Raw genomic sequence first — 23,155 nt, forward strand, 5'->3', positions numbered from 1 at the left:
GGGTTCAAAGCGTGCGTTCACGCTCCTCGATCTCGAAGACCTCGAGGCTGTCGCCCGGCTGGACGTCGTTCGTGTCTTCCAGCACGACACCGCATTCCAGGCCGGTGCGGACTTCGTCCACGTCGTCCTTGAACCGGCGGAGCGAGGCGATTGTCGTGGCGGACACGATGACATCGTCCCGCGTGAGGCGTGCATGCAGCCCCTTGCGGATGACGCCTTCGGTGACCAGCAGACCGGCTGCCTTGTCCTTCTTGCCGGACTTGAAGACTTCCTTGACCTCTGCGCGGCCGACGACATGCTCGATCTTCTCGGGGCCGAGCTCGCCCGCCATCTCCTTCGCGATTTCCTCGGTCAGGTGATAGATGACGTCGTAATACTTCATCTCCACGCCGTCGCGCTTCACCAGGTCGCGGGCCTTCGCATTGGGCCGCACGTTGAAACCGATGATCGGCGCACCCGATGCCGCCGCCAGGGTGACATCGCTTTCGGTGATGGCGCCGACCCCTGCATGCAGGATGCGGACCTTGATGAGGTCGTTGGACAGGTTGTGGAGCGCGGTGTTGATCGCCTCCACGCTGCCCTGCACGTCGGCCTTCACCAGCAGCGGGAACTCGACCACATCGGCTTGCAGGTTGTTGAACATCGTATCGAAGCTGGTCGGGGCAAGCGCGGTGCGCTTCTCCGTGGCCTTCTCGCGGCGATATTCGGCAACTTCGCGGGCGCGGGATTCGCTTTCCACCACGGTCAGCTGGTCGCCGGCCATCGGCACACCGCCGAGGCCGAGGACCTCGACCGGCATGGACGGGCCGGCTTCCTTGATCTGCTTGCCCTGGTCGTTGACCACGGCGCGGACCTTGCCACTTTCGGTACCGACCACGAACACGTCGCCACGCTTCAGCGTGCCGCGCGTGACGAGGACGGTCGCGACAGGGCCGCGGCCCTTGTCGAGCTGTGCCTCGATCACCGTCGCATCGGCAGCGCGGTCCGGGTTCGCCTTCAGCTCGAGCAGTTCGGCCTGCAGCGCAATCGCCTCGAGCAGCTTGTCGAGGCCAGTGCCCTTGGTCGCGGAAACTTCCACGTCCTGCACATCGCCCGACATCGCTTCCACGATCACCTCGTGTTCCAGCAGGCGTTCGCGGATTTTCTGCGCGTTCGCCTCCGGCTTGTCGATCTTGTTGATCGCCACGATCATCGGGACGCCCGATGCCTTGGTGTGTTTGATCGCCTCGATCGTCTGCGGCATGATGCCGTCATCGGCTGCGACTACGAGAACCACGATATCGGTCACGTTGGCGCCGCGCTGGCGCATTTCCGTGAACGCGGCGTGGCCGGGCGTATCGAGGAAGGTGATCTTGTCCTTGTTCTTGGTCGTGATCTGGTAGCTGCCGATGTGCTGGGTGATGCCGCCGGCCTCGCCCTTCGTCACATTGGTGCCGCGCAGGGCGTCCAGCAGGCTGGTCTTGCCGTGATCGACATGGCCCATGATCGTGACCACCGGCGGACGCGGTTTCAGCGTGTCCTCGGGATCCTTGTCCTCTTCCACCTTGATGTCGACGTCGTCTTCGGAGACGCGCTGGACGTTGTGGCCGAATTCCTCGACCAGCAATTCGGCGGTATCGGCGTCGATGGTCTGGTTGACGGTGACCATCATGTCCATCTGGAACAGGGCCTTGACCAGCTCTGCACCCTTCTCGCCCATACGCTTCGCCAGTTCGCCGACCGTGATGGCCTCGGGAACGATGACGTCGCGAACCTGCTTCTCGCGCGGCTTCGTGCTGCCGCCGCCCTGCGCACGCTTCTCACGCTCGCGGGCACGCTTCAGCGCGGCGAGGCTGCGGGCACGGCGACCTTCATCCTCGTTCAGCGCCTTGGTCACGGTCAGCTTGCCGGAACGGCGCTTGTCCGGACGCTCGGGCGTGCGGGCCTTCTTCTCTTCCTTCTTCGGCGGGCGCTTGGGCTCGGGCCGTGCGACCGGCGTGAACTTGCGTGCGCCCGGCACGACCTTGGCGGCCGGTTTCTCCGCTGCATCGTCGGCCTGCGCGGCTTCGGCAGCAGGCTCTTCGGTAGCAGCCTCTTCAGCCTTGGCCGCATCTTTCGCATCGAGTTCGGCCTGCTTTGCAGCAGCCTCTTCCGCCTTGCGGTTTTCCTCGGCGCGCTTCTTCTCGTCCTCGGCTGCCTGGCGGGACTGCTTTTCCTCGCGCTTGCGCGCGTCCTCGGCCAGCCTCAGGCGATCTTCTTCGGCCTCGCGCTGCAACCGGGCAACGCGTTCCTGCGGCGTTTCGCCGGCAGGTGCCTTGTTGGCGGGAGCGGGCGCAGGTGCGGGGGCGGGCGCAGGGGCGGGAACCGGCGCGGGTGCCGCTTCGGGTTCCGGTGCAGCGGTGGGTGCCGGTGTAGGCTCCTCGGCCCCCTTCTCACCAGGCTTCACCAGCTTGCGGCGACGCTTCACCTCAACGGCGACCTTGTTGGTTCGGCCGTGGCTGAAGGTCTGCTTGACCTCGCCCGCATCGACCGGCCGCTTCAGTCCGAGCGGCTTGCGGGTCTTGGGCTTGTCTTCGTTATCGGCCATAAAAAGCGTATCTTCCTTACAAACTTGTATCGTCGTCGTCTGGCGAGCCAAATGCCCGTCAGCCGCTGTCCTGCGTGCTTTGGGTCAGCGCACCCCCGGAAGGTCCAGGTGGCGCGCCGGTGAATTGCAACAGGCGCTGCAGGGCAGTGCCCACCCGGCCTGCCGCGCTCTTGCCGGAGCGTGCAGTTCCTCGCGAGCCGCGGCTGCTGACGCCCAGATGGACGACGTTTGCGCCGCCCAATGCCACAGACAAAGCGTCACGGTCCAGTGGCAAGCGCGTACCGCGCTGTCCGGACCCCTCAGCGTCGGAGCCGACACGCCATGCCTGGTCGAGCCTGGAGGCCCCGCCCTCGCTTGCATCCGACGCGTGCAGCAGCAGGCCGATGCCCCCGCCGCGCGCAGTCTCGGCAATGCGTTTGGATCCCAAGATAATGCTTCCGCCGCGCATTTCGAGACCCAGCCGGTCGAGAAAAGCGCGCGTCAGCGAATCCTCGATCCTTTGCGGCAGGTCGTCGGGGACCGACAGGCGCGCGCCCTTGAAGGCCCGGGCGAGAGCGCCCCGCAGCCGGCCATTGGCCATCGCCTCTTCCAGCGCAGCACGGTCCGCGCCGAGCCATGCGCCGCGTCCGGGCGCTTTCGCCTGGACGTCGGGCAGCACGTCCCCGTCCGGGGAGATGGCAAGGCGCACGAGAGTATCGCGCGCGCCGTGCTCCCCTGACAGGATGCATTTGCGCTCCGGAGCAGGCTTGCCTGCCCCGGCTTGCGCGTCATCGATGTCGGACTTCAGGCGCTCATTGGGTGGAGTCCGCATCGGCGGCCTCCTGCTGCTCGGTCGCATCCGCCGTGGCGGGCGCTTCCTCTTCGTCTTCGAACCAGTGCGCGCGGGCCGACATGATGATCTCGTTGCCCTGCTCTTCGCTCAGGCCGAACGCACCCAGCACGCCGCCCTTGTCCTCGGGCCGCGACGGACGATCGCTCTTCATCGGCGGACCGGCCTTCGGGTCGGTCGGCGACGGACGGCGACGCGGCGCCTCGCGCTTCTTGGCGATCAGTTCGTCGGTCGCGAGATCGGCCAGGTCGTCCAGCGTCCTGATCTCGGCCTTGCCCAGCACGACCAGCATCTGTTCGGTCAGGTGCGGCAGTTCTGCAAGATCGTCCTCGACACCCAGTTCGCGGCGTTCTTCGCGCGCGGTTGCCTCGTGACGCTCCAGCGCCTCTGTCGCGCGGCTCTGCAGTTCCTCGGCCAGTTCCTCGTCGAAGCCCTCGATGCTGGCGAGTTCGGCCAGTTCGACATAGGCGACCTCTTCCAGTTCCGCGAAGCCTTCGGCAACCAGCAGCTGCGAGAGGGTTTCGTCGACGTCGAGTTCTTCCTCGAACATCTTGGAGCGCTCGGCGAATTCCTTCGACCGCTTCTCGCTCGCCTCTTCCTCGGTCATGATGTCGATCTGGTGACCGGTCAGCTGGCTGGCGAGACGCACGTTCTGGCCGCGGCGACCGATGGCCAGGCTGAGCTGGTCGTCGGGCACGACGACTTCGATACGCGGCTCGTCCTCGTCCAGCACGACGCGGCTGACGGTTGCAGGCTGGAGCGCGTTCACCACGAAGGTCGCAATATCCTCGCTCCACGGGATGATGTCGATCTTCTCGCCCTGCAGTTCCTGCACGACGGCCTGCACGCGGCTGCCCTTCATGCCGACACAGGCACCGACGGGGTCGATGCTGCTGTCGTGGCTGATAACGCCGATCTTCGCACGGCTGCCCGGATCGCGGGCGGCGGCCTTGATCTCGATGATGCCGTCGTAGATTTCGGGCACTTCCTGCGCGAACAGCTTGCGCATGAAATCGGGCGCGGCACGGCTGAGGAAGATCTGCGGGCCGCGATTGTTGCGCTCGACCTTGGTGATCAGAGCGCGAATACGCTCGCCCACGCGAACAGCTTCGCGCGGAATCTGCTGGTCGCGGCGAATGACGCCCTCTGCGCGGCCGAGATTGACGATCACGTGGCCGAACTCGACCGACTTGATGACGCCGGTGATGACCTCGTTCGCGCGGTCCTTGAATTCGTCGTACTGGCGCTCGCGCTCCGCATCGCGGACCTTCTGGAAAATCACCTGCTTGGCGCTCTGCGCGTCGATACGGCCAAGATCGACCGGCGGCAGCGGGTCGACGATGAAGTCACCGATGCCGGCATCGTCCTGCAGCTTCTGCGCGGCCTTCAGGTCGACCTGCTTGAAATAGTCCTCGACCTCCTCGACCACTTCGACGACGCGCCACAGGCGCAGGTCGCCGGTCTGCGGGTCGAGCTTCGCACGGATGTCGTTTTCCGCGCCATAGCGGTTGCGCGCGCTCTTCTGGATCGCCTCTTCCATCGCCTCGATGACGATTTCCTTGTCGATCATCTTTTCGGAGGCGACCGCGTTCGCAATTGCGAGCAGTTCTGCCTTGTTGGCGGAAATTGCACTGGCCATCAGTCGTCAGCCTTCTCTTCTTCGTCCGTTTCCGGGTCTTCGATAATGTCCTCGGCACCTTCGGTGTCGAGCGGTTGCGTGGCGGCGATCAGCGCGTCCGTCAGGACCAGCTTCGCCGCATGGATCATATCGCGGGGGAAGGAAACCTCGCCCGCGCGGTTATCGTCTATCGTGACGACACCGTTCTCGTCGATGCCGACCAGCGTGCCCTTCAGCGTGCGATGGCCGTGGACCTTCTCTGCCAAAGAGACCTTCGCTTCGTGCCCTGCCCAATCGCTGAAATCCTTCGCGCGGGTCAGCGGGCGGTCGATGCCCGGGCTGCTGACTTCCAGGTGGTAGGCACCGGGGACGAGAACCGTGCCCTCCTCCTCCAGCGCGTCGAGCCGGTCGGAGATACGGCGCGAGAGCGCGGCGCACTGCTCGATCACCAGCTGGCCCGTCGCCGGGTCTTCCGCCATGATCTGCAGCGCCTGCCCGCCGTCCCCGGCTTCCGACGGCATCATCTTCACGCGGACGAGCTCGAAGCCCAGCGCCTTCGCTTCGGGTTCGATTACGTCTTCAAGGCGTGCCAGATCGGCCATTCGGTCTCCAGTTTGTTTCCACCGCGGCAAAGGCAAAGCGGTTTCGCGCCGGCCCCTTCCGGCGCCAGCCCCACATTGCAGCAACGATGTCGGGATGGATGCGAGATAGGTCGCCGCCCGGCATATTGCAAGGATTAAGATCGCCTGCGCACCCAGGGATCTTCCGTCCGGTCGACCGATAGCTCACCGTCGAAAGGCCGGCACAGGTCGAAAGCTTCATGCGGCGTGCCTTCGAGCCATGCAGACCAGACTTCGGGCGGAAGGATGACCGGCATCCGGTCGTGGACAGGCGCGACCTGCCGGTTGGCATCGGTCATCACCATCGAGAACGCTTCGCTCCATTCGTCGGTATCGCGCCAGATGCCGGCGGCCGCGAATACCGGCGAACCGGGCACGCTGAACCAGGTGCGGGTCATGCTGCCCTTTGCGCCCTCCGCCTCGGCAAAGCGCGTGACGGGGATCAGGCAGCGGCGATTCTCGAAACTGTCGCGCCAGAAGAAGCTTTTCAGCTTGTCGGTGCGGGCATTGTTCACCGGCTTTGGCTTCAGCTTCTGCCCTTTTGCGCCTGTCCGCTCGAAGGGGAATCCCCAGACCATGGGTTTCAGGCGTCCTCCTGCCACGACCGGGGCAGGATGGCCCGGAAAGATCTCGTCCGGCGCATTGCTGCCGAAATCCTGCGCCACGGCGTCGAAGAAGTCGGCCAGTTCGGTTTGCGAGGCGCGCACATTGTAAAGGTTGCACATGGCGCGGTCTTACATCGCCGCGCCGCGGCAGGCAAAAATCCGCAATGCGGCCCCTTCAGTCAGCCTCTTCCATCAGGCCGTGCTTCTTGATGCAATGGCGCAGCTGGTCGTAACTCAGTCCCAGCGCCTTCGCGGTCTGTCGCTGGTTCCAGCGATGCTTGCCCAGCGCGTGCTCGACGATCGAGCGTTCATGGGCATCGACCGCACCGCGCAGGTCGTCGATAGTCTCGAAATCGATGGCCGACCGGTTTTCCGGCTGCCCGACTTCGGTGAAATCGGTGGACGCGCGCGCAGGTTGCCGCTTGCGAACCTCGCTTTCCAGCGGTTTCCATGGGCTTTCGAAAGGATCGAACTGGACATGGGCAATGGGCTCGTCCGGATTGTCCCAGCGATAGACCGATCGTTCCACGACATTGCGCAGTTCGCGGACATTGCCGGGCCAGGGATGCTCTTCCAGTTCCCGCTGCACATGGGATGCAAAGCCCGGCCAGCCGTCCCAGCCGAGTTCGGCGGCCATGCGGCGGGCGAAATATTCGGCCAGCACGCCGATATCCCCATCCCGCACACGCAGGGGCGGCAGGGTGATGACCTCGAAGCTGAGCCGGTCGAGAAGGTCGGCCCGGAACGTGCCCTCGGCAGCGAGGCGCGGCAGGTCCTCGTTCGTGGCGGCTACGATGCGCACATCCACCCGGACCGGACGCGACGCGCCAATACGGGTGACCTCGCCATATTCGACGGCGCGCAGCAGGCGTTCCTGCGCCGCCATGCTCAGCGTGCCCAGCTCGTCGAGGAACAGCGTGCCCTTGTCGGCTTCCTCGAACCGGCCCTCTCGCGTCCTGGTCGCGCCGGTAAAGGCGCCCGCTTCGTGGCCGAACAATTCAGCCTCGATCAGTGTCTCCGGCAGAGCGGCGCAGTTCATGGTGACGAGATTTTCGTCCCACCTGTCGGACAGTCGGTGGAGCCGTTCGGCAATCAGTTCCTTGCCGGTCCCGCGCTCCCCGATGACCAGGACCGGGCGGCGCATGGGCGCGGCGCGGCTGGCACGCTCGACCGCGTCGAGAAACGCCCCGGATTGGCCGATAAACTGGTTTTCCCGCTCCATGGCCGATCTTATAGTGAAATTTCCCAACCCTTGGCAATATACACCTATCGGAACCAGTAGGCCGTTTGTCGAAACGGCGCATTTCTGCGGACTTCGCGGTTTGGCACGCCCTTTGCTGATAGGTTAACATACTCGAACACATCCTTACGGGAGACCCATCATGTACAGCCGCGAATTCTTCCGCACCCGCCTCGGTCAGGCCGCCATGGTCAGCATCGTGACGATGACCGCTTTCGTGGCGCTCGGCACGCAGCTGGAGGTCCAGCCTGCTTACGCCACGACCGTTACGGCGGAGCAGGTGGAGCTGGCATGAGCAGCCACGATCCCCGTCATTCAAAGTTAGGGCCGGAGCGTTCGTCTTCCCCCGACGCCACTGGCGCTTCGGCCCGCAAATCCCGTCTTTCGCGCCTGGACGAGGAAGTGGAGCGCGTTCGCCGCAGCCCCACCCCGACACAGGCCCGCCCCGGCGCGGCCAAGAAAGACGATCCCTTCAACCTCGGAGTACCGTTCATGGGAATTTTCTCCCGCACACGCGATATCATCGCGGCCAATTTTAACGACATGCTGGACCAGGCGGACGACCCCCAGAAGATGATCCGCATGATCATCCTCGAGATGGAGGAAACGCTGGTCGAGGTCCGGGCAAGCGCCGCGCGCACGATCGCCGACCAGAAGGAAATGCACCGCCACACGGTCAAGCTGGACAAGCTGCAGGCCGACTGGGCGGAGAAGGCGCAGCTGGCGCTGAGCAAGGACCGCGAAGACCTGGCCCGCGCGGCGCTGGTCGAGAAGAAGAAGGCATCCGACATGTCGGACCAGCTGAAGCAGGAAATCGCCGTACTGGACGATGCCCTGCGCGCCTACGAACAGGACATCCAGAAGCTGCAGAACCGCCTGCGCGAGGCCCGCAGCCGCCAGACGGCAATCGCCGCACGGCTGGAAAGCGCGGAGAACCGCGTGAAGCTGCGCAGCCTGATGACGAACGAGCGGGTCGACGATGCGCTCAGCCGGTTCGACCAGCTGGAACGCCGGGTCGACTATGCAGAAGGCCGTGCCGACGCGCTCGGCATCGAGAGCAAGGATGCGCCCAGCCTGTCCGACGAGATCGCCGCCCTGGCCGGCAGCGACAAGGTCGACGAGGAACTGGAAGCCATGAAGAAAGCGCTCGGCAGACCGGGTGCGGACAGCAGCAACGAAGACGGGAAGGACGCCTGAGCCATGGAAGAAATCATCATCATACCGGCGATCTTCATCGGTCTTCCGTGGGTCGTCCTCCACTACATCACCAAGTGGAAAACCGCTGCCACCATCACCAACGATGACGAGGCCCTGCTGGAAGAGATGTACAATCTCGCCAAGCGTCTCGACGCGCGGATGGACACGGTGGAACGCCTGGTCGAGCACGACCACGCCGACTTCAAGCCCGCCCGCCTCGTGCAGAATTCCGAAGAAGACAACGCCAAGCTGAACGAGCTGGAAGAACTGCTCGCCGAGAAGAAGGGAGCCGCCCGATGAATACCCCCCGCACCACGCTGTACCGCGACAAGCAGAATGCGAAGCTGATGGGCGTATGCTCCGGCATTGCGGACTATACCGGGGTCAATGCCTTCTGGATCCGTCTCGGCTTCCTCGCCGCGCTGTTCACCGGCATCCTGAGCCCGGTAATCATCCCGCTCTACCTGCTGGCCGGCCTGCTGCTGAACAAGAAGCCGCCGCATCTTTATGTCGATCAGGAAGAGCAGCAATACTGGCAGCGCCTGCGGCAGAACCCGAAGCGCACCGTACGCGAGGTTCGCGGCAAGTTCCGCGACATCGACCGCCGGCTGGCCGAAGTCGAAACCTACTACGTCAGCAGCAACCCGCGCCTGACGTCCGAAATCGACCGCCTGCGCCTGACCGACTGAGAACCGCGCTGCCAATCGAAGGGGAAGAAAAATGGGTGAATTTATCGGAGCGCTGACCGGCCTTGCCGCCGTGACCATGCCGTTCCTTATTCCGATTGCGATCGTGTGGATCATCAGCCGGAACAAGCTGGAGAAGCAGAAAATCGAAGCGACGGCGGACGCAACGTCCGAAAAGGCCGCGCAATATGTGGGTCAGATCAAGGATCTCGAAGACCGGGTGCAGGTGCTCGAACGCATCGTCACCGACCGCGGCTACGACGTCGCCACCCAGATCGAGGCGCTGCGCGATACCCGCAAGGTCGAAGACCAGGATAGCGGCGTCCCGCTCGAGATGAACCGCAGGGAGAAAGCGTGATGGACTGGGGCAGCCCCGAATTCGTGATCGCGATCATCGCCCTCAGCACCATCGGCTGGGTCGTCAACAACTGGATCCGCGCCAAACACGGCTACGAACTGGAAGACGAATGGGGCGGCAAAACCGCGCCGAAGGACACTGGCGAAACGCAGCGCCTGAAAGCGGAAAATGCTGCCCTGCACGAGAAGCTCGACGCGATGCAGGACCGGATGGTCAATCTGGAGCGCATCGTCACCGACAAGGGCTACACCCTTTCGGATGAGATTGAAGCCCTCCGTGACAAGCAGATGGACAGCGGGGTGCCGCTCGGCCTGAACAAGAAGGAAAAGATGTGATGGACCTCTCGCAAATTCCGGTTGCGGCACTCGCGATACCCTCGGCCTTCATCGCTATCGGCTGGGTCGCCAACACCTGGATACGGGTGAAGAACGGATATCCGCTCGAAAACAGTTGGGGCAAGGCGGTCTATCCCAGGACCGATGCCGAGGCGAAGCAGCGCGTTACCCTGCTGACCCAGGAAAATGCGGAACTGCGTGCCGAACTGGGCTCGATCAAGGACCGGCTGGGTAATGTCGAGCGGATCGTGACCGATGGGGGGTACCACCTGACCCACGAGATCGAGAGCCTGCGCGACGAACGCGCGGCGAAGAAGGAGGTGAACTGATGGATGGCAACCTGCTCCTGATCTTCGCATTCGTCCTGATCGCGGCCGCCATAGTATTCCGCTTTGCCACGGCGGCGCACAGACGGACGGTCGAGCACGAAGAGCGAAAACTCGAACTCGAAGCGCGCAAGGCAGAAGCCGAAAACGGGCACGGCGGTGCGAGCTATCGCAAGCTGGAAGAACGCGTGCGCGTCCTCGAACGTATCGCAACCGATTCCAATCATGCCCTCGCCAGCCAGATCGACGAACTGCGCGACCTGCAGGCTATCGACGACCGTACAGAGCGGGAGAATGTATCGTGAGTTTCTGGTCGGCCATCATCCTTATCGCCCTGATCGTCTGCGCGACCGCACTGTTCATGCAGCGGGCCGAGAACCGGAAAGACGCGGCCAGGACGGATGGCGGCAAACGCGAACGCGAGCTGGAAAGCGAACGCGACGCCGCGCGATCCGAACTGGCGGATCTTCGCGAGCGGGTGAAGGTGCTGGAACGTATCGCCACGGATCCATCGCGCCGCACCGCCGAGGAAATCGAGAAGCTGCGCGACTGAGGTCCCGCACCGGACCGGCGCCAGAGGACAGGAAGCAAGGGTAGGAGTATCGACATGGAACCGACTGCCGTCATTGCCATCACCGCCCTTGCCGGGCTGCTGGTCACCCTCGCCGCCTTGCTCAGGGCATGGCAGGGCTGGCTCCAGCTAAAGCGCACGGAACTGGAAAGCCGCCTCCCCCAGCGCGCGGCCGTCTCGCAGTCGGAGGGCGGTTCGCCGGAAGGCGCAGCGCGGATCGAGATTGCCGACCTGAAGGAACGCATCCGCAAGCTGGAAGCCATCGCCAGCGGGGTCGACCTCTAGAACTGGAATTTCACGCCGCGCTCGCTACATGGCGCGTCATGCGAACACTCGACGACATCCGCGAAGAATACGAGTTCCTGGAAGGCGACGAGCGCTATCGCCTGCTGATCGAGCTGGGCCGCGACCTCGATCCTATGCCCGATGCGCTGAAGACCGATGCCACGCTGGTTCGCGGCTGCTCGGCCAGCGTCTGGGTCTATCCGACCGAGAACGGCGAGCAACTGCACTTCCTCGCCGACAGCAACGCCGCCATCACGAAAGGCATCGTCGCCCTGGTGATCGCGGCCGTGCAGGACCAGCCCGCCGGCGCAGTCGCGCAAATGGATGTGACCGCGAAGCTCGAACCTTTCGACCTCGGCAACCAGCTCAGTTCCAACCGGACACAGGGCATTCCCAACATGATCGCCCTGGTAAAAGAACACGCTGCGCGCATCGCCAATTCCTGAGATTGGTTCTGCAGAAGGGGAACCGTTCACCGCGCCGGCCGCTGTAGAGCCATAGCTTTACAGGATTTTTCAGACATGATTGCCATCATTACACTTATCGCAACGATCCTCCTGCCGCCGCTGGGCGTCGCGATGAAACACGGGCTGGACCGGGATTTCTGGATCAACCTGATCCTGACGATCATCTTTTTCGTGCCCGGGCTGCTGCACGGACTATACGTCAACTACTTGCGGTAATCGCGCACGGCAGGGTCCGTGACCGGATATATCGAAGGGCGTCGAGGTTCAGACCTCGGCGCCCCATTCGATTCCGGACGAGGCATCCCCGCCCGTGCGCGCGCCGGACCGGACGCGGGCGATCCCGGCATCCTTCTGCCGTTTCAGATCCGCCTTCAATCTCGCCGGATCCCGCGCGAAGACGAAGCCGAAGCTTACGCCGCCTTCCTTGCCGATGGTTGCATGGTGGAGCCTGTGGGCCTGCACCAGCCGCTTCGCGTAGCCGCGCCTTGGGGACCATTTCCAGTAGCGCTGGTGCACCAGCCCGTCATGAACGAGCGTATAGATGACGCCGTAAAGCGTGATGCCGAAAGCCACCCACCACAGTGCGTCGGACACGAGATAGCCGACGGCGAACATCCCGAAGACGATGGTGCCGAACACGACGGCGAACAGGTCGTTCTTCTCCAGCTTGCGATCATGGGGTTCGTGGTGGTCGCGGTGCCATCCCCAGCCCCATCCATGCATGATGTATTTATGCGCCCACCAGGCGAACAGCTCCATCCCGATGACCGATGCAAGGACGATCAACGATATCTGCCACCAGCTCATGTCGCCACCCTAGACCGTGACGATGCCCTGCGCCACGCCGGAAGCCCCCACCACGGGACATTGGGCGCAAGATGGTGTTCGTGGTGATAGCCGAAATGGAAGCAGGTCATCAGGCTGGATAGCGTCCCGAAACGCTCGCTGCGCGCATTGTGCCGGTCGGGAAAACTGTCCTCCGCATGGCGATGCGGGCGGAAGGTTCCGAAATAGAACAGCTGGAGCGAGCTGAGGATGGCGGGCAAACCGTAGAGAAGGACGATCTTCCCGGCCGGAACGCCGAGGACCAGCCAGTAGGCGGCGACGATGCCGGATACGTAGGCCGCCGATTTCCAGCCGAAATATCGCCGCAGGAATGTCCCGTACCAGCGCAGGAAATCGGCCGGATTGTCGGCGTCGAAATCCGGATCGTCCCGCGTTCCGACATGGCGATGGTGGGCGAAATGAGCTTCGCGCATCCGGCGCCAGCCAAAGCCTGCATACAGGAACAGCAGGATTGCCCCGACCGCGCTGTTCAGCCGCGGCCAGCCGGGCGCCAGCGAGCCGTGCATGGCATCGTGGCTGACGATGAACACGCCCACCGAAAGCCAGCAGAACGCCGCCGCCATCAGCAGTCCGAGCGGAAGCGTGGCCAGCGTCAGGTCGAATACGAACATTGCGTAGAAATGCAGGCCCAGCCAGGCGAGCACCACGGACAGCCCCAGCGCAAGGCCGATCGCCGCCTGCGATGCGTGATGTGTCGTGGATGATGCGAACGCATGGCTCATGGGAAGCCGATATAGTATCCTGCAAGCCTGCGCAAAAGGTCGCCCTTCGGCCAGCCTCTTGCCTTGCAGGGCCATGCGTTAGCCTGCGAGCGACGGCGTATTACGAGGCAGCCTGGTCCCGCAGGTTGAAATAGGACCGGATTTCCTCCCCGATACGCGCCGGCTTCAGGCTTTCCGCATCGATGCAGCACCAGCTCGATTTCACCTCGGCCAGGACTTCGCCGCCGCGTTCGATCACCGTGGAGTAGAATGCCCGTGCCCCCCGCGTGCTTTCCAGCACGGTGCGGGCGATCACGTCGTCTTCCAGGAAGGCAGGCTTGCGATAGGTAATCTCGTGCTTCAGCGCGACCCATGCGCGGCTGGCAACCGCATCGTCCGGCGCGAACTTGCGCCAATGCGCCAGCACCGCATCCTGCACCCAGCCCAGATAGCGGGCGTTGTTCACATGCCCCATAAAATCGATATCGTCGGGCAGGATCTTGATCGGAAAGGCGAAGGGCTTTGCTGACATGATTGTAAGTTAAGCGAAGAAACGTTTCTATTCCATGACCCGTATTTGCTTGGGCGCGATAATCTTGCGGATGTTGCGGAATGGTCGCAATGCTGCGTTCCATCATGGCCAGCAAACCCCGCACGCTTTACGAAAAAATCTGGGATGCCCACGTGGTCGAACGGCGCGGCGATGGAACCGCGCTCGTCTATATCGACCGCCATCTCGTCCACGAAGTGACCAGTCCGCAGGCGTTCGAGGCGCTGCGGCTTGCCGGACGCAAGGTTCGCCGGCCTGACCTGACGCTGGCCGTACCCGACCACAATGTCGCAACCACGGCGCGGATCGATGCGGATGGCAAGCCTTTGCCCATCGTCGACCCGCTGAGCGCGCAGCAGCTCGACGCGCTGGAGCGCAATACGGCGGAATTCGGCGTTCCCTACATTCCCGCGACCGCGCAGGCGCAGGGCATCGTCCATGTCGTCGGCCCGGAGCAGGGCTTTTCCCTGCCGGGCGCGACCATCGTATGCGGCGATTCTCATACGGCGGCCCATGGCGGGATCGGCGCGCTCGCCTTCGGCATCGGGACGAGCGAGGTCGAGCACGTACTGGCGACCCAGACCCTGCTCCTCCCGCAATCGAAGACGATGGAAGTGCGGGTAAAGGGCACGCTCGGCCCCGGTATTACCGCGAAGGACCTGATCCTCCACATCATCGGTGTCATCGGAACGGCGGGCGGCACGGGCCATGTCATCGAATATCGCGGTGAGGTTTTCGAGGCGATGTCGGTCGAAAGCCGGCTGACCGTCTGCAATATGAGCATCGAGGCCGGCGCCCGGGCAGGCATCATCGCGCCCGACGACACGGTCTTCGCTTACCTGAAGGACCGCCCCTATGCGCCGCAGGGCGAGGACTGGGACACGGCGGTCGCATGGTGGCGTAGCCTTGCCACCGATCCCGGTGCCGAGTTCGACACCAGCGTCGTGATCGACGCCGCCGATGTCGAACCGACGGTCACCTGGGGCACCAGCCCCGAGGATACAGCCGCCATCGGCGAGAAGGTGCCCGATCCCGCCTCTTTCGCCGATCCGTCCAAACAGGCGGCGGCGCGGCGCAGTCTCGATTACATGGGCCTGACGCCGGGCCAGAAACTGTCCGAAGTTCCGGTCGAGAATATCTTCATCGGCAGTTGCACGAACAGCCGGATAGAGGATTTGCGCGCCGCAGCTGAAATCCTGCGCGGACGCAGGAAAGCGGACGGGGTCCGGTGGGCCATTGCCGTGCCGGGATCGGGCCTCGTCAAGAAACAGGCCGAGGACGAAGGGCTGGACAGGATATTCACCGAGGCAGGATTCGAATGGCGCGAGCCGGGCTGTTCCGCCTGCCTCGCCATGAATCCGGACAAGGTACCTGCCGGGGAGCGCTGCGCCTCCACGTCGAACCGGAACTTCGTGGGCAGGCAAGGCCCCGGCGCGCGCACGCATTTGATGAGCCCTGCCATGGCTGCCGCCGCTGCCGTCACGGGACGGCTCACCGACGTGCGCGACCTGACCGGCTGACAATCGGCTTCCCGGCGGCCCCTCTCCCCTTGAACCGACCATCCTACCGTCCCAAGAGAAATCCATGACGAAGAAAATTACCGGAAAAGCTGCCGCATCGGTCGGCGCTGCCATCGGCTCTGCCGCCATCGCCGCGGCCCTGCTTTATGCGAACAAGCGCCGCAAAAGAAACGAGCCGCAACAGCCCGGCCCCATCCCCTCGGGCGAAAACCCGGAGACGGACTGATGCAGAAGGTGCGGGAAGTGGGAGGTCGCGCAATTCCCTTCGGCGCGGCGAATGTCGATACGGACATCATCATTCCCGCCCACTGGCTGAAGACGATCACCCGCGAAGGACTGGGCCGCGGGGCCTTCGAAACCTTGCGCGAAGACCCGGACAACATCTTCGATTCCGACGAATATGCCGGATCGCCCATACTGATCGCGGGCGATAATTTCGGCTGCGGGTCCAGCCGTGAACATGCGGCCTGGGCGCTGAGGGACCTCGGCATCACCGCCGTCATCGCGGCGAGCTTTTCCGACATATTTGCCGGTAACGCCTTCAAGAACGGCATCGTGACGGTCGCGCTGCCGCAAGAGCAGATCAACCGCCTGATGGAGGTCGCGCAGACCGACCCCGTGTCCATCGACCTCGAAAACCAGGTCGTCACCACACCGTATCAGGACCGCTTCACCTTCGAGATGGATGCGTTCCGCAAGCAATGCCTGATGGAAGGCCTGGACGAGGTCGGACTGACCCTTGCCCGGAACGATGCCATCGCAGACTATGAAGGCCGGCAGGGCGCGAACATGCCGTGGCTGGCCCACCCGGAAAACCATAAAGAGGAGAGAGCAACGACATGAAAGCCCTGCTGAGCAAGGAAACCGGCGGACCCGAAACCCTGGTCATCGAAGATATCGAGGATCCGGTTGCCGGCGAGGGACAGGTCGTCGTGAAAGTGGCAGCCTGCGCCATCAACTATCCCGATGCACTGATCATCCGCGACATGTACCAGTTCAAACCGGAACGCCCCTTTTCCCCCGGCGGCGAGATTTCCGGCACGATCGAAAGCGTCGGCGAAGGCGTCACCGGGTGGAAGGTCGGCGACCGCATCCTGTCGGGTGTCGGTAATGGGGGTCTGCGCGAGAAGATCGCCGTCGATGCATCCCGCATGTTCAAGGTTCCGGACGGGATCGATACCGTCGACGCCTCCGCCCTGTTGATGACCTATGGCACGACCATTCACGGGCTGAAGGATCGCGGCGACATCAAGGAAGGCGAAACGGTGCTGGTCCTGGGCGCGGCAGGCGGCGTCGGCCTATCGGCGGTGGAACTTGCCAAGGCCTATGGCGCCCGCGTCGTCGCTGCCGTCTCTACCGAGGAGAAGGCCGAAGTCGCGAAGAAGGCGGGCGCGGATGAAACCGTCATCTACCCCCGCGCGCCGTTCGACAAGGATACGAGCAAGGCGCTGGCCGCTGCGTTCAAGGATGCCGTCGGGCCGAACGGCGCAGACATCGTCTACGACATCGTCGGCGGCGACTATTCGGAACCGGCGCTTCGCTCGATCGCATGGGAAGGCCGCTTTCTGGTGGTCGGCTTCCCCGCAGGCATCGCGAAGATGCCGCTCAACCTGACCCTGCTGAAGAGCTGCGATATCCGCGGTGTGTTCTGGGGTGCGTTCACCGCGCGCGAGCCGGAACGCAACCAGCGCAATATCGAGGAACTGTTCGATCTCTGGAAAGCCGGAAAGATCAGCCCGCTGATCAGCGAAACCTATCCGCTGGCCAAGGCGCACGAAGCGATTGCCAAGCTGGAAAACCGCGGCGCCATCGGCAAGCTCGTCGTAACGATGGACTAGGCTTCTCCAGCCCCCTATCTGGGGCGGGAGACATTTCAACTGGGGACGTCATGACAGACTTCAACGACCGCCGGAAAGGCGAGGAAAGCAAGTTCGCGATGGACGAGGAAACGGCCTTCAAGGTCGCGGCCCGCCGCAATCGCATGCTCGGCGAGTGGGCCGCGGACCTCATGGGCCTGACCGAGGAGGAAACCGATTCCTACAAGAAAGCCGTCGTGCAGGCGGATTTCGAGGAAGCGGGCGACGAGGATGTCATCCGCAAGGTCCTGGGCGACCTGACCGCCGCCGAATGCGACGTCTCGGAAGACGACATCCGTACCAAGCTGGACGAATGCGCCGTGGAGGCGCGCCGCCAGTTGATGAGCGAGAGCTGAGGGGACGCGCCATGCCGATGTCCGCATCCGAAATCGAAGGCATGATCAAGGCGGCCCTGCCCGATGCAGAGGTCGAGATGCGCGATCTGGCCGGTGACAACGATCACTGGGCCGCCCATGTCGTCTCGCCCGCCTTCGCCGGCAAGAGCCGGGTTGCCCAGCACAAGATGGTCTACGAAGCGCTGGGCGGGAAAATGGGCGGCGTGCTCCATGCCTTGCAACTGACGACACAAGCCCCAGATTGATAGCGGCCCTGCCGGCCCGACTGGCGAGGCCCCGACGCTTCGAGCACGAATTCAATCAAAGACCTACAGGCGCACACAGCCATGACCGATATCAAATCACGCATTTCCGGCATTGTCGGCGACAACGACGTCGTTCTCTTCATGAAGGGTACGCCGCTGTTCCCGCAATGCGGATTTTCCAGCCGCGCCGTTGCGATCCTGGACCATTGCGGCGTCGCGTATGAAAGCGTCGACGTGCTGCAGGACCAGGAAATCCGTTCCGGCATCAAGGAATATTCCGACTGGCCGACCATCCCCCAGCTTTACGTGAAGGGCGAATTCCTGGGCGGCAGCGACATCATGATGGAAATGTTCGAGGCTGGCGAATTGCAGCAGACCATGGACGAGAAAGGCGTGGCCAAGGCGTCCTGATCCTGCCTTCTTCCTGCGAAGGACAAACGAAAAAAGGCCCGCGACGATCGCGGGCCTTTTTTGTTTCGGGGGGAGGCGGGATCGGGGGACCAGGAGTGATCCCGCCTCGATACTCGAAGACCATTCGGGTGCCCTACCTTATGCATCCCCCGTGCCAGACGCACTGACACGCAGGTTTGCGCGGGTTTCATGGTGAAGACCGGTTTAAGGCCCGCTCGCTGTGTAAACTCCTCCGACACCTAGGGGCGGGCCGAGTGGTGCCGTTTCCCGGCGCTCATTTCCATACTTGGCATCGCGCGCAGTCTTGGCCACTATCGCGCTCATGTCCGCATCCCCTGAACAGACGCCCGGTGGTTCCAGTCCCGATACCAGAGGAACGCCGAACGGCATCCCGGCTGCAACCGTCATCATCTTCCGCAACGGGCCAGAGGGTGAGCCGCCCGAAATCCTCATGACCGTCCGTTCGAAGACCATGACCTTTGCGGGCGGCATGGCGGTCTTTCCCGGCGGGCGCGTCGATCCTGCCGATTTCGAATTGGGCCGCGCGCTGTCGTCCGGCATCGACCCGGAAGAAGCCGCCCACCAGATCGCAGTCGTGCGCGAGACGCTGGAAGAAACGGGGCTCGCCGTCGGGCTTGCAGGCGACATCGACGCACAAAAGGCGCGAGGCGCAAGGGCCCTGCTGGAACAGACCGTCGCGCTTGCCCCGGTGCTCGATGAATTCAACTGGTCGCTCGACCTTGCACAGCTGACGCCTTTCGCCCGATGGTTCCCGAGGAACGAGAAGATACCGCGCGTTTACGACACGCGCTTCTACCTCGCCAATCTCGGCACCGGGGCCGTCGATGTCGCAGTCGACCAGTCGGAAAACACCCGCCTGTTCTGGGTCAGCGCAAAGGGCGCGCTGGAGATGGCGGACAAGGGGGACATCAAGCTGATCTTCCCGACCCGCCGAAACCTGGAACGGCTCGCCCTGTTCGGCAGCTTCGAAGAAGCAAGGGCCCATGCGGAAGCGACACCGGTCAGAACGATCATCCCGCAGATCGACACCACCGGCGATCGCCCAATGCTGCGAATCATGGAAGACGCAGGCTATCCCGTCACCGCCGAATTGCTGGACAGCGTGGCAAGGGGCTGAGCCCTAATTCGAAACCTCGTCCAGGACCTCGCCGATGACGCCGTAGACGCGGCTCAATTGCTCGTCGTCGATGCAATAGGGCGGCATCGCATAGACCGTATTGCCGAGCGGGCGCAGCAGCACGCCCCGTTCGCGGAACATCTTCAGCATGCGGGGTGCGAGGTCCGAGAGATATCCCTCGGCCGCACCGACATCGAAAGCGGTAATCGTCCCTAATTGGCGCGCATTCCGGACCATCTCGTGCTGCGCGGTATTGGCCAGCCATGCCTGCTGCCGTGCGGAAAGATCAGCAATCCGCTGCATCACCGGCTCGGTGCGCCAGATTGCCAGATTGGCATTGGCCGCCGCGCAGGCGACCGGGTTCGCAGTGTAGCTGGAAGAGTGGAAGAACATCTCCCCCCGGTCCGTGCTGTAATGCGCTTCGAAAACGGGCTCGCTCGCCACGGTCACGGCTAGCGGCATCGCTCCGCCTGTAAGGCCCTTCGACAGGCAGAGAATGTCCGGCTCCACGCCCGCCTGCTCGCACGCCAGCAACGTGCCGGTGCGGCCCCAGCCGGTCATCACCTCATCCGCGATGAAGAGCGTGCCGTGCTCGGCGCAGATCCGTCGCATCTCGGCCAGGGTCGCAGCCGAATACATCAGCATTCCGCCTGCCCCCAAAACCAGCGGTTCGACGATGAAGGCGGCCGCCCCGTCGCGGCAGGCGGCCTCGAGCGCATCCAGCGTCTCCTGCTCCGCACACTCCTCCGGAAACGGGACCGAGATCACATCGAACAGCAGCGGCTCGTACGCCCGGTTGAAGGCCCCGCGCGCGCCGACCGACATGGTGCCGATCGTGTCGCCGTGATAGCCGTTGTCCATCACCACGATGCGCTGGCGATCCTCACCGCGATTGCGCCAGTACCCAAGCGCCATCTTCAGCGCGACCTCGACGCTGGTGGACCCGGAATCGGAGAAGAACACGCGGGTGAGGCTATCCGGCATGATGGCCCTCAGGCCGGCTGCAAGATCCTCTGCAGGCTGGTGTGTCCAGCCGGCGAAGATCACCTGGTCCAGCCGCGCCGCCTGCTCTGCGATGGCCCCTGCGATTGCCGGATGCGCGTGGCCGTGGGTCGTCACCCACCACGATGAGATGGCGTCGATGATCTCGCGCCCGTCCTCCAGGTGCAGCACCGCACCGCTCGCGCTGGCAACCTGCGGGATCGGCTCCCGCAGGCCGTGCTGGGTAAAGGGATGCCAGATGGGCGAGCCGTTCATGAAAAATCGCCCTCATTGAAATTGTCGCGGAATGCCTGCCCGAGTGTCTCCGGGGTCAACTGGCCCAGAACAGGCAGGCGGCCGAGGCGGCGGACGTTACCGATGGCGCAGATCGTCTCCTCGCTGTCCGCTTCGGCCGGACCGACGAAGGCCATGCCCAGCACGGGCACGCCGCGCGCCTTCAGGGCCTCCAGCGTCAACAGGCTGTGATTGATCGTGCCGAGCCCGGTGCGCGCCACGACGATGGCAGGCGCGCCCCACCGGGCGAAAAGGTCGGCGTAAAGCAGTTCGCGGGTGACCGGCACCAGCGCCCCGCCCGCCCCCTCGACCACCAGGGTTCCGTCGTGGTCCGGTAACGCGAGGCGCGCGGGCTTGATCGTCACGCCGTCCAGCTCGGCTGCGCGGTGCGGCGAACACGGCGTGGTGAGGCGGTAGGCTTCGGGCAGGATACGGTCTTCCGCCACGCCGTATGCCGCCACCCGGGCGCTGTCGCTGCCATCATCCAGCCCCGCCTGGACCGGTTTCCAGTACCGCGCGTCCAGGGCAGCGGTCAGGGCAGCGGCGAAGACCGTTTTGCCGATATCGGTATCGGTGCCTGTGACAATGAAGGTGCGGCTCACAACAAGTCCTCCAGAGCATCGCGAAGGCCGTCGATTACGGCTTCGTCGGTGTTGAGCGTGATGGAAATTCGCAGCCGGGCCGTGCCCGCCGGCACGGAGGGCGGACGGATGCCGCGCACATCGAAGCCGCGTTCCTGCAAGGCCGCAGCAATTTCCATGGTGCGCGCATCGTCACCGATGACGACAGGCTGGATCTGCGAACCGCTGCCCGCAATGCCGAGGGGCGCAAGCGCTTTGCCAGCGTGGTGTACGAGCGCGGCAAGCCTTTCCCGGCGACCATCGGCCTGAGCCACCAGCCCCAGAGAGGCCCGCGCGATCTCTGCCATCAGGGGGGACGGGGCGGTGGAGAAGATGAAGCTGCGCCCCCTGTTGATAAGGAAATCGCGCAGCGGTTCGGCGGCCAGCACCAACGCGCCTTCGCAGCCCATCGCTTTTCCGCAGGTTGCCAGGACGATGACGTTTTGCGCGCCATGAAGATCAGCCGCCAGCCCGCGGCCAGCCTGTCCGTAAACGCCTGCAGCATGCGCTTCATCCACGACCAGCATGACCCCTTCCCGTTCTGCCAGGGCGGCAAAGTCGCTGACTGGGGCCCGGTCGCCATCCATGCTGTAGAGCGTTTCGAAGGCGAGCCAGACCGTCCCCCTGTTCCCTTCCCCGCGCCACCGCGCAATCTGCGTGGCGGCATCGCTCGCATCGTTGTGGCGGAAGGAACGGTACGCCGCCCGCGAAAGCCTCATACCTTCATGCGCGCTCGCATGGACCAGTTCGTCATGCAGGATCAGATCGCCGGACTGCGGCAGGGTCGAAAAAAGCAGGCTGTTCGCGGCAAAGCCGGAGCCGAGAAACAGGGCGGTCTCGGACCCGAAAAATCCGGCCGCCGCCGCCTCCAGCGCTTCGTGCTCCGCCCTATTGCCGCGCAGCAGGCGCGACCCTCCGGAACCGACGGACACGCCGCGGGCAAGCGCGTCCTGCGCCGCCTGACTTAAGGCACCCGACGCAGCGAGACCGAGGTAATCGTTGGAGGAGAAGTCGCGCCCTGCCGGCAGGGAAAGGACGCGCCGCCGCCCGGCCTGTGCAAGGCGCGCGATATCGCCGGTATGGAAATCGAGCAGCCTCACGATGCCGCGCGACATAGGGGACTGCGATGACGATGCAAGCCGTGTCGCCGGACAAGGAAACATAAGTCCGGCCTGTGTGTTTGACCGATATGCGACGCAGCAAGCCGTCGCCCCCCTTCTCTCCCTGTAAAAGGAAACCCCCGAATGAAAATCCTCATGGTTCTGACCAGTCACGACACGCTCGGCGATACCGGCAAGAAAACCGGCTTCTGGCTGGAAGAGTTCGCCGCGCCTTATTACGTGCTCAAGGATGCCGGACACGACATCACGCTCGTCAGCCCGGCAGGCGGGCAGCCGCCGCTCGATCCCAAGTCCGACGAACCCGACGCGCAGACCGATGCGACGAGGAGGTTCAAGGAAGACGATGAGGCGCAGGCCCATCTCGCATCGACGAAGAAACTGGCAGATGTCGATGTGGCAGCCTTCGACGGCGTATTTTATCCCGGCGGCCACGGCCCGATGTGGGACCTGGCCGAAAGCGCGGATTCGAAGGCGACGATCGAAGGCGCCCTCGCCGCAGGCAAGCCTGTCGCCCTCGTCTGCCATGCCCCAGCGGTGCTGAAGAACGTCACAACGCCGGAAGGCGAACCGCTCGTGAAGGGCCGCAAGGTCACCGGCTTCACGAACGAGGAAGAAGAGGCGGTCGGCCTGACCGACGTCGTGCCTTTCCTGCTGGAAGATGTGCTGAAGCAGCAGGGCGGCGACTTTTCCGAAGGCGGCGTCTTCGAACCCTACGTGGTACAGCATGGTCTTTTGATCACCGGCCAGAACCCGCCATCCAGCGAACCGGCAGCCGAAAAGCTGCTCGAAGCTCTCAACGCGGCCAAATAACAC

Annotated in this window: 33 protein-coding genes; 21 read left to right on the top strand and 12 right to left on the bottom strand. The window is 63.9% G+C overall.

The features are described from left to right. Positions 1-4: 4 nt before the first annotated feature. From infB to pspF, 6 genes are all read right to left on the bottom strand, one after another. On the bottom strand, positions 5-2,566 hold the full coding sequence (gene infB / locus PF049_12045) for a translation initiation factor IF-2 (GenBank protein ID WBY16309.1): 2,562 nt from the start codon (positions 2,564-2,566) through the stop codon (positions 5-7). Between the two features lie 58 nt (positions 2,567-2,624). Continuing rightward, positions 2,625-3,377 carry a DUF448 domain-containing protein gene (locus PF049_12050; protein ID WBY16310.1) on the bottom strand — a complete coding sequence of 251 codons (753 nt, stop codon included), beginning with the start codon at positions 3,375-3,377 and terminating at the stop codon, positions 2,625-2,627. Further along, positions 3,358-5,034 (bottom strand): transcription termination factor NusA, encoded by a 1,677-nt coding sequence (gene nusA, locus PF049_12055; protein ID WBY16311.1) that lies wholly within the window; start codon positions 5,032-5,034, stop codon positions 3,358-3,360. Before nusA ends, PF049_12050 begins: the two co-directional genes overlap by 20 nt. After that, positions 5,034-5,615, bottom strand: coding sequence for a ribosome maturation protein RimP (gene rimP / locus PF049_12060; protein WBY16312.1), 582 nt, complete (start codon positions 5,613-5,615; stop codon positions 5,034-5,036). Before rimP ends, nusA begins: the two co-directional genes overlap by 1 nt. A 134-nt stretch (positions 5,616-5,749) precedes the next feature. Next, positions 5,750-6,358: an SOS response-associated peptidase family protein gene (locus PF049_12065; GenBank protein ID WBY16313.1), complete on the bottom strand. Its 609-nt coding sequence runs from the start codon at positions 6,356-6,358 to the stop codon at positions 5,750-5,752. Positions 6,359-6,413: 55 nt separating this feature from the next. Next, on the bottom strand, positions 6,414-7,460 hold the full coding sequence (gene pspF, locus PF049_12070; protein WBY16314.1) for a phage shock protein operon transcriptional activator: 1,047 nt from the start codon (positions 7,458-7,460) through the stop codon (positions 6,414-6,416). 160 nt (positions 7,461-7,620) lie between these two features. Here pspF and PF049_12075 point away from each other — a divergent pair, with 160 nt between their 5' ends. From PF049_12075 to PF049_12130, 12 genes are all read left to right on the top strand, one after another. Next, the gene (locus PF049_12075) at positions 7,621-7,773 is read left to right on the top strand and encodes a hypothetical protein (GenBank protein WBY16315.1); all 153 of its coding nucleotides are present in this window, start codon (positions 7,621-7,623) and stop codon (positions 7,771-7,773) included. Positions 7,774-7,970: 197 nt separating this feature from the next. After that, positions 7,971-8,675 (top strand): phage shock protein PspA, encoded by a 705-nt coding sequence (pspA, locus tag PF049_12080; protein WBY17922.1) that lies wholly within the window; start codon positions 7,971-7,973, stop codon positions 8,673-8,675. Between the two features lie 3 nt (positions 8,676-8,678). Then, positions 8,679-8,975, top strand: a complete 297-nt coding sequence (gene pspB, locus PF049_12085; protein WBY16316.1) for an envelope stress response membrane protein PspB — start codon at positions 8,679-8,681, stop codon at positions 8,973-8,975. Next, entirely contained in the window at positions 8,972-9,364 is a 393-nt protein-coding gene (gene pspC, locus PF049_12090) for an envelope stress response membrane protein PspC (protein ID WBY16317.1), read from the top strand. Before pspB ends, pspC begins: the two co-directional genes overlap by 4 nt. Positions 9,365-9,395: 31 nt before the next feature. Continuing rightward, a complete protein-coding gene (locus PF049_12095) occupies positions 9,396-9,719 on the top strand; it encodes a hypothetical protein (GenBank protein WBY16318.1) in 324 nt (107 codons plus the stop codon). Next, positions 9,719-10,054 carry a hypothetical protein gene (locus PF049_12100; protein WBY16319.1) on the top strand — a complete coding sequence of 112 codons (336 nt, stop codon included), beginning with the start codon at positions 9,719-9,721 and terminating at the stop codon, positions 10,052-10,054. Before PF049_12095 ends, PF049_12100 begins: the two co-directional genes overlap by 1 nt. Continuing rightward, on the top strand, positions 10,054-10,383 hold the full coding sequence (locus PF049_12105) for a hypothetical protein (protein WBY16320.1): 330 nt from the start codon (positions 10,054-10,056) through the stop codon (positions 10,381-10,383). The genes PF049_12100 and PF049_12105 overlap by 1 nt, the downstream gene beginning before the upstream one ends. Then, positions 10,383-10,685: a hypothetical protein gene (locus PF049_12110; GenBank protein WBY16321.1), complete on the top strand. Its 303-nt coding sequence runs from the start codon at positions 10,383-10,385 to the stop codon at positions 10,683-10,685. Before PF049_12105 ends, PF049_12110 begins: the two co-directional genes overlap by 1 nt. Next, positions 10,682-10,933 carry a hypothetical protein gene (locus PF049_12115; protein ID WBY16322.1) on the top strand — a complete coding sequence of 84 codons (252 nt, stop codon included), beginning with the start codon at positions 10,682-10,684 and terminating at the stop codon, positions 10,931-10,933. Before PF049_12110 ends, PF049_12115 begins: the two co-directional genes overlap by 4 nt. Positions 10,934-10,987: 54 nt before the next feature. Beyond that, positions 10,988-11,236: a hypothetical protein gene (locus tag PF049_12120; GenBank protein ID WBY16323.1), complete on the top strand. Its 249-nt coding sequence runs from the start codon at positions 10,988-10,990 to the stop codon at positions 11,234-11,236. 38 nt (positions 11,237-11,274) lie between these two features. Continuing rightward, positions 11,275-11,682, top strand: coding sequence for a SufE family protein (locus tag PF049_12125; protein WBY16324.1), 408 nt, complete (start codon positions 11,275-11,277; stop codon positions 11,680-11,682). Between the two features lie 75 nt (positions 11,683-11,757). Beyond that, a complete protein-coding gene (locus tag PF049_12130) occupies positions 11,758-11,919 on the top strand; it encodes a YqaE/Pmp3 family membrane protein (GenBank protein WBY16325.1) in 162 nt (53 codons plus the stop codon). Positions 11,920-11,967: 48 nt separating this feature from the next. On the opposite strand, the gene PF049_12135 is transcribed toward PF049_12130, so the two are convergent. The 3 genes from PF049_12135 to PF049_12145 all read right to left on the bottom strand — a co-directional run bounded on the left by PF049_12135 (position 11,968) and on the right by PF049_12145 (position 13,782). After that, positions 11,968-12,510 (bottom strand): sterol desaturase family protein, encoded by a 543-nt coding sequence (locus PF049_12135; protein ID WBY16326.1) that lies wholly within the window; start codon positions 12,508-12,510, stop codon positions 11,968-11,970. After that, positions 12,507-13,271 carry a fatty acid desaturase gene (locus tag PF049_12140; protein WBY16327.1) on the bottom strand — a complete coding sequence of 255 codons (765 nt, stop codon included), beginning with the start codon at positions 13,269-13,271 and terminating at the stop codon, positions 12,507-12,509. The genes PF049_12135 and PF049_12140 overlap by 4 nt, the downstream gene beginning before the upstream one ends. A 100-nt stretch (positions 13,272-13,371) precedes the next feature. After that, complete coding sequence (locus PF049_12145) at positions 13,372-13,782, bottom strand: thioesterase family protein (protein WBY16328.1); 411 nt, start codon at positions 13,780-13,782, stop codon at positions 13,372-13,374. 104 nt (positions 13,783-13,886) lie between these two features. Here PF049_12145 and leuC point away from each other — a divergent pair, with 104 nt between their 5' ends. From leuC to PF049_12185, 8 genes are all read left to right on the top strand, one after another. After that, positions 13,887-15,320: a 3-isopropylmalate dehydratase large subunit gene (gene leuC, locus PF049_12150; GenBank protein WBY16329.1), complete on the top strand. Its 1,434-nt coding sequence runs from the start codon at positions 13,887-13,889 to the stop codon at positions 15,318-15,320. 64 nt (positions 15,321-15,384) lie between these two features. After that, complete coding sequence (locus PF049_12155; GenBank protein ID WBY16330.1) at positions 15,385-15,546, top strand: isopropylmalate isomerase; 162 nt, start codon at positions 15,385-15,387, stop codon at positions 15,544-15,546. After that, on the top strand, positions 15,546-16,163 hold the full coding sequence (gene leuD / locus PF049_12160) for a 3-isopropylmalate dehydratase small subunit (protein ID WBY16331.1): 618 nt from the start codon (positions 15,546-15,548) through the stop codon (positions 16,161-16,163). The genes PF049_12155 and leuD overlap by 1 nt, the downstream gene beginning before the upstream one ends. Then, positions 16,160-17,158, top strand: a complete 999-nt coding sequence (locus tag PF049_12165; GenBank protein WBY16332.1) for an NADPH:quinone oxidoreductase family protein — start codon at positions 16,160-16,162, stop codon at positions 17,156-17,158. The genes leuD and PF049_12165 overlap by 4 nt, the downstream gene beginning before the upstream one ends. A 50-nt stretch (positions 17,159-17,208) precedes the next feature. Next, positions 17,209-17,532, top strand: a complete 324-nt coding sequence (locus PF049_12170) for a DUF1476 domain-containing protein (protein ID WBY16333.1) — start codon at positions 17,209-17,211, stop codon at positions 17,530-17,532. 11 nt (positions 17,533-17,543) lie between these two features. Continuing rightward, entirely contained in the window at positions 17,544-17,777 is a 234-nt protein-coding gene (locus tag PF049_12175) for a BolA family transcriptional regulator (protein ID WBY16334.1), read from the top strand. An 81-nt stretch (positions 17,778-17,858) separates the two neighbouring features. Continuing rightward, positions 17,859-18,188, top strand: a complete 330-nt coding sequence (grxD, locus tag PF049_12180) for a Grx4 family monothiol glutaredoxin (GenBank protein WBY16335.1) — start codon at positions 17,859-17,861, stop codon at positions 18,186-18,188. 322 nt (positions 18,189-18,510) lie between these two features. Continuing rightward, positions 18,511-19,326 (top strand): NUDIX domain-containing protein, encoded by an 816-nt coding sequence (locus PF049_12185; GenBank protein ID WBY16336.1) that lies wholly within the window; start codon positions 18,511-18,513, stop codon positions 19,324-19,326. A 3-nt stretch (positions 19,327-19,329) separates the two neighbouring features. Here the strand turns inward: PF049_12185 and PF049_12190 are convergent, their stop codons facing one another. From PF049_12190 to PF049_12200, 3 genes are read right to left on the bottom strand one after another with little or no spacing between them, the layout of a single operon-like run. After that, positions 19,330-20,583 carry an adenosylmethionine--8-amino-7-oxononanoate transaminase gene (locus PF049_12190; GenBank protein ID WBY16337.1) on the bottom strand — a complete coding sequence of 418 codons (1,254 nt, stop codon included), beginning with the start codon at positions 20,581-20,583 and terminating at the stop codon, positions 19,330-19,332. Further along, positions 20,580-21,203 (bottom strand): dethiobiotin synthase, encoded by a 624-nt coding sequence (gene bioD, locus PF049_12195; GenBank protein ID WBY16338.1) that lies wholly within the window; start codon positions 21,201-21,203, stop codon positions 20,580-20,582. The genes PF049_12190 and bioD overlap by 4 nt, the downstream gene beginning before the upstream one ends. Next, entirely contained in the window at positions 21,200-22,336 is a 1,137-nt protein-coding gene (locus tag PF049_12200) for an 8-amino-7-oxononanoate synthase (GenBank protein WBY16339.1), read from the bottom strand. The genes bioD and PF049_12200 overlap by 4 nt, the downstream gene beginning before the upstream one ends. 129 nt (positions 22,337-22,465) lie before the next feature. Between PF049_12200 and PF049_12205 the strand changes: the two genes are divergently transcribed. Beyond that, complete coding sequence (locus PF049_12205; protein ID WBY16340.1) at positions 22,466-23,152, top strand: type 1 glutamine amidotransferase domain-containing protein; 687 nt, start codon at positions 22,466-22,468, stop codon at positions 23,150-23,152. Positions 23,153-23,155 lie beyond the last annotated feature (3 nt).

The organism is Erythrobacteraceae bacterium WH01K (assembly GCA_027941995.1).
Taxonomy (GTDB): domain Bacteria; phylum Pseudomonadota; class Alphaproteobacteria; order Sphingomonadales; family Sphingomonadaceae; genus CAJXSN01.

Excerpts from the sequence above, each read along its gene's own strand:
- infB (WBY16309.1), bottom strand. The coding sequence starts at position 2,566 with ATGGCCGATAACGAAGACAAGCCCAAGACCCGCAAGCCGCTCGGACTG.
- PF049_12050 (WBY16310.1), bottom strand. The coding sequence starts at position 3,377 with ATGCGGACTCCACCCAATGAGCGCCTGAAGTCCGACATCGATGACGCG.
- nusA (WBY16311.1), bottom strand. The coding sequence starts at position 5,034 with ATGGCCAGTGCAATTTCCGCCAACAAGGCAGAACTGCTCGCAATTGCG.
- rimP (WBY16312.1), bottom strand. The coding sequence starts at position 5,615 with ATGGCCGATCTGGCACGCCTTGAAGACGTAATCGAACCCGAAGCGAAG.
- PF049_12065 (WBY16313.1), bottom strand. The coding sequence starts at position 6,358 with ATGTGCAACCTTTACAATGTGCGCGCCTCGCAAACCGAACTGGCCGAC.
- pspF (WBY16314.1), bottom strand. The coding sequence starts at position 7,460 with ATGGAGCGGGAAAACCAGTTTATCGGCCAATCCGGGGCGTTTCTCGAC.
- PF049_12075 (WBY16315.1), top strand. The coding sequence starts at position 7,621 with ATGTACAGCCGCGAATTCTTCCGCACCCGCCTCGGTCAGGCCGCCATG.
- pspA (WBY17922.1), top strand. The coding sequence starts at position 7,971 with ATGGGAATTTTCTCCCGCACACGCGATATCATCGCGGCCAATTTTAAC.
- pspB (WBY16316.1), top strand. The coding sequence starts at position 8,679 with ATGGAAGAAATCATCATCATACCGGCGATCTTCATCGGTCTTCCGTGG.
- pspC (WBY16317.1), top strand. The coding sequence starts at position 8,972 with ATGAATACCCCCCGCACCACGCTGTACCGCGACAAGCAGAATGCGAAG.
- PF049_12095 (WBY16318.1), top strand. The coding sequence starts at position 9,396 with ATGGGTGAATTTATCGGAGCGCTGACCGGCCTTGCCGCCGTGACCATG.
- PF049_12100 (WBY16319.1), top strand. The coding sequence starts at position 9,719 with ATGGACTGGGGCAGCCCCGAATTCGTGATCGCGATCATCGCCCTCAGC.
- PF049_12105 (WBY16320.1), top strand. The coding sequence starts at position 10,054 with ATGGACCTCTCGCAAATTCCGGTTGCGGCACTCGCGATACCCTCGGCC.
- PF049_12110 (WBY16321.1), top strand. The coding sequence starts at position 10,383 with ATGGATGGCAACCTGCTCCTGATCTTCGCATTCGTCCTGATCGCGGCC.
- PF049_12120 (WBY16323.1), top strand. The coding sequence starts at position 10,988 with ATGGAACCGACTGCCGTCATTGCCATCACCGCCCTTGCCGGGCTGCTG.
- PF049_12125 (WBY16324.1), top strand. The coding sequence starts at position 11,275 with ATGCGAACACTCGACGACATCCGCGAAGAATACGAGTTCCTGGAAGGC.
- PF049_12130 (WBY16325.1), top strand. The coding sequence starts at position 11,758 with ATGATTGCCATCATTACACTTATCGCAACGATCCTCCTGCCGCCGCTG.
- PF049_12135 (WBY16326.1), bottom strand. The coding sequence starts at position 12,510 with ATGAGCTGGTGGCAGATATCGTTGATCGTCCTTGCATCGGTCATCGGG.
- PF049_12140 (WBY16327.1), bottom strand. The coding sequence starts at position 13,271 with ATGAGCCATGCGTTCGCATCATCCACGACACATCACGCATCGCAGGCG.
- PF049_12145 (WBY16328.1), bottom strand. The coding sequence starts at position 13,782 with ATGTCAGCAAAGCCCTTCGCCTTTCCGATCAAGATCCTGCCCGACGAT.
- leuC (WBY16329.1), top strand. The coding sequence starts at position 13,887 with ATGGCCAGCAAACCCCGCACGCTTTACGAAAAAATCTGGGATGCCCAC.
- PF049_12155 (WBY16330.1), top strand. The coding sequence starts at position 15,385 with ATGACGAAGAAAATTACCGGAAAAGCTGCCGCATCGGTCGGCGCTGCC.
- leuD (WBY16331.1), top strand. The coding sequence starts at position 15,546 with ATGCAGAAGGTGCGGGAAGTGGGAGGTCGCGCAATTCCCTTCGGCGCG.
- PF049_12165 (WBY16332.1), top strand. The coding sequence starts at position 16,160 with ATGAAAGCCCTGCTGAGCAAGGAAACCGGCGGACCCGAAACCCTGGTC.
- PF049_12170 (WBY16333.1), top strand. The coding sequence starts at position 17,209 with ATGACAGACTTCAACGACCGCCGGAAAGGCGAGGAAAGCAAGTTCGCG.
- PF049_12175 (WBY16334.1), top strand. The coding sequence starts at position 17,544 with ATGCCGATGTCCGCATCCGAAATCGAAGGCATGATCAAGGCGGCCCTG.
- grxD (WBY16335.1), top strand. The coding sequence starts at position 17,859 with ATGACCGATATCAAATCACGCATTTCCGGCATTGTCGGCGACAACGAC.
- PF049_12185 (WBY16336.1), top strand. The coding sequence starts at position 18,511 with ATGTCCGCATCCCCTGAACAGACGCCCGGTGGTTCCAGTCCCGATACC.
- PF049_12190 (WBY16337.1), bottom strand. The coding sequence starts at position 20,583 with ATGAACGGCTCGCCCATCTGGCATCCCTTTACCCAGCACGGCCTGCGG.
- PF049_12200 (WBY16339.1), bottom strand. The coding sequence starts at position 22,336 with ATGTCGCGCGGCATCGTGAGGCTGCTCGATTTCCATACCGGCGATATC.
- PF049_12205 (WBY16340.1), top strand. The coding sequence starts at position 22,466 with ATGAAAATCCTCATGGTTCTGACCAGTCACGACACGCTCGGCGATACC.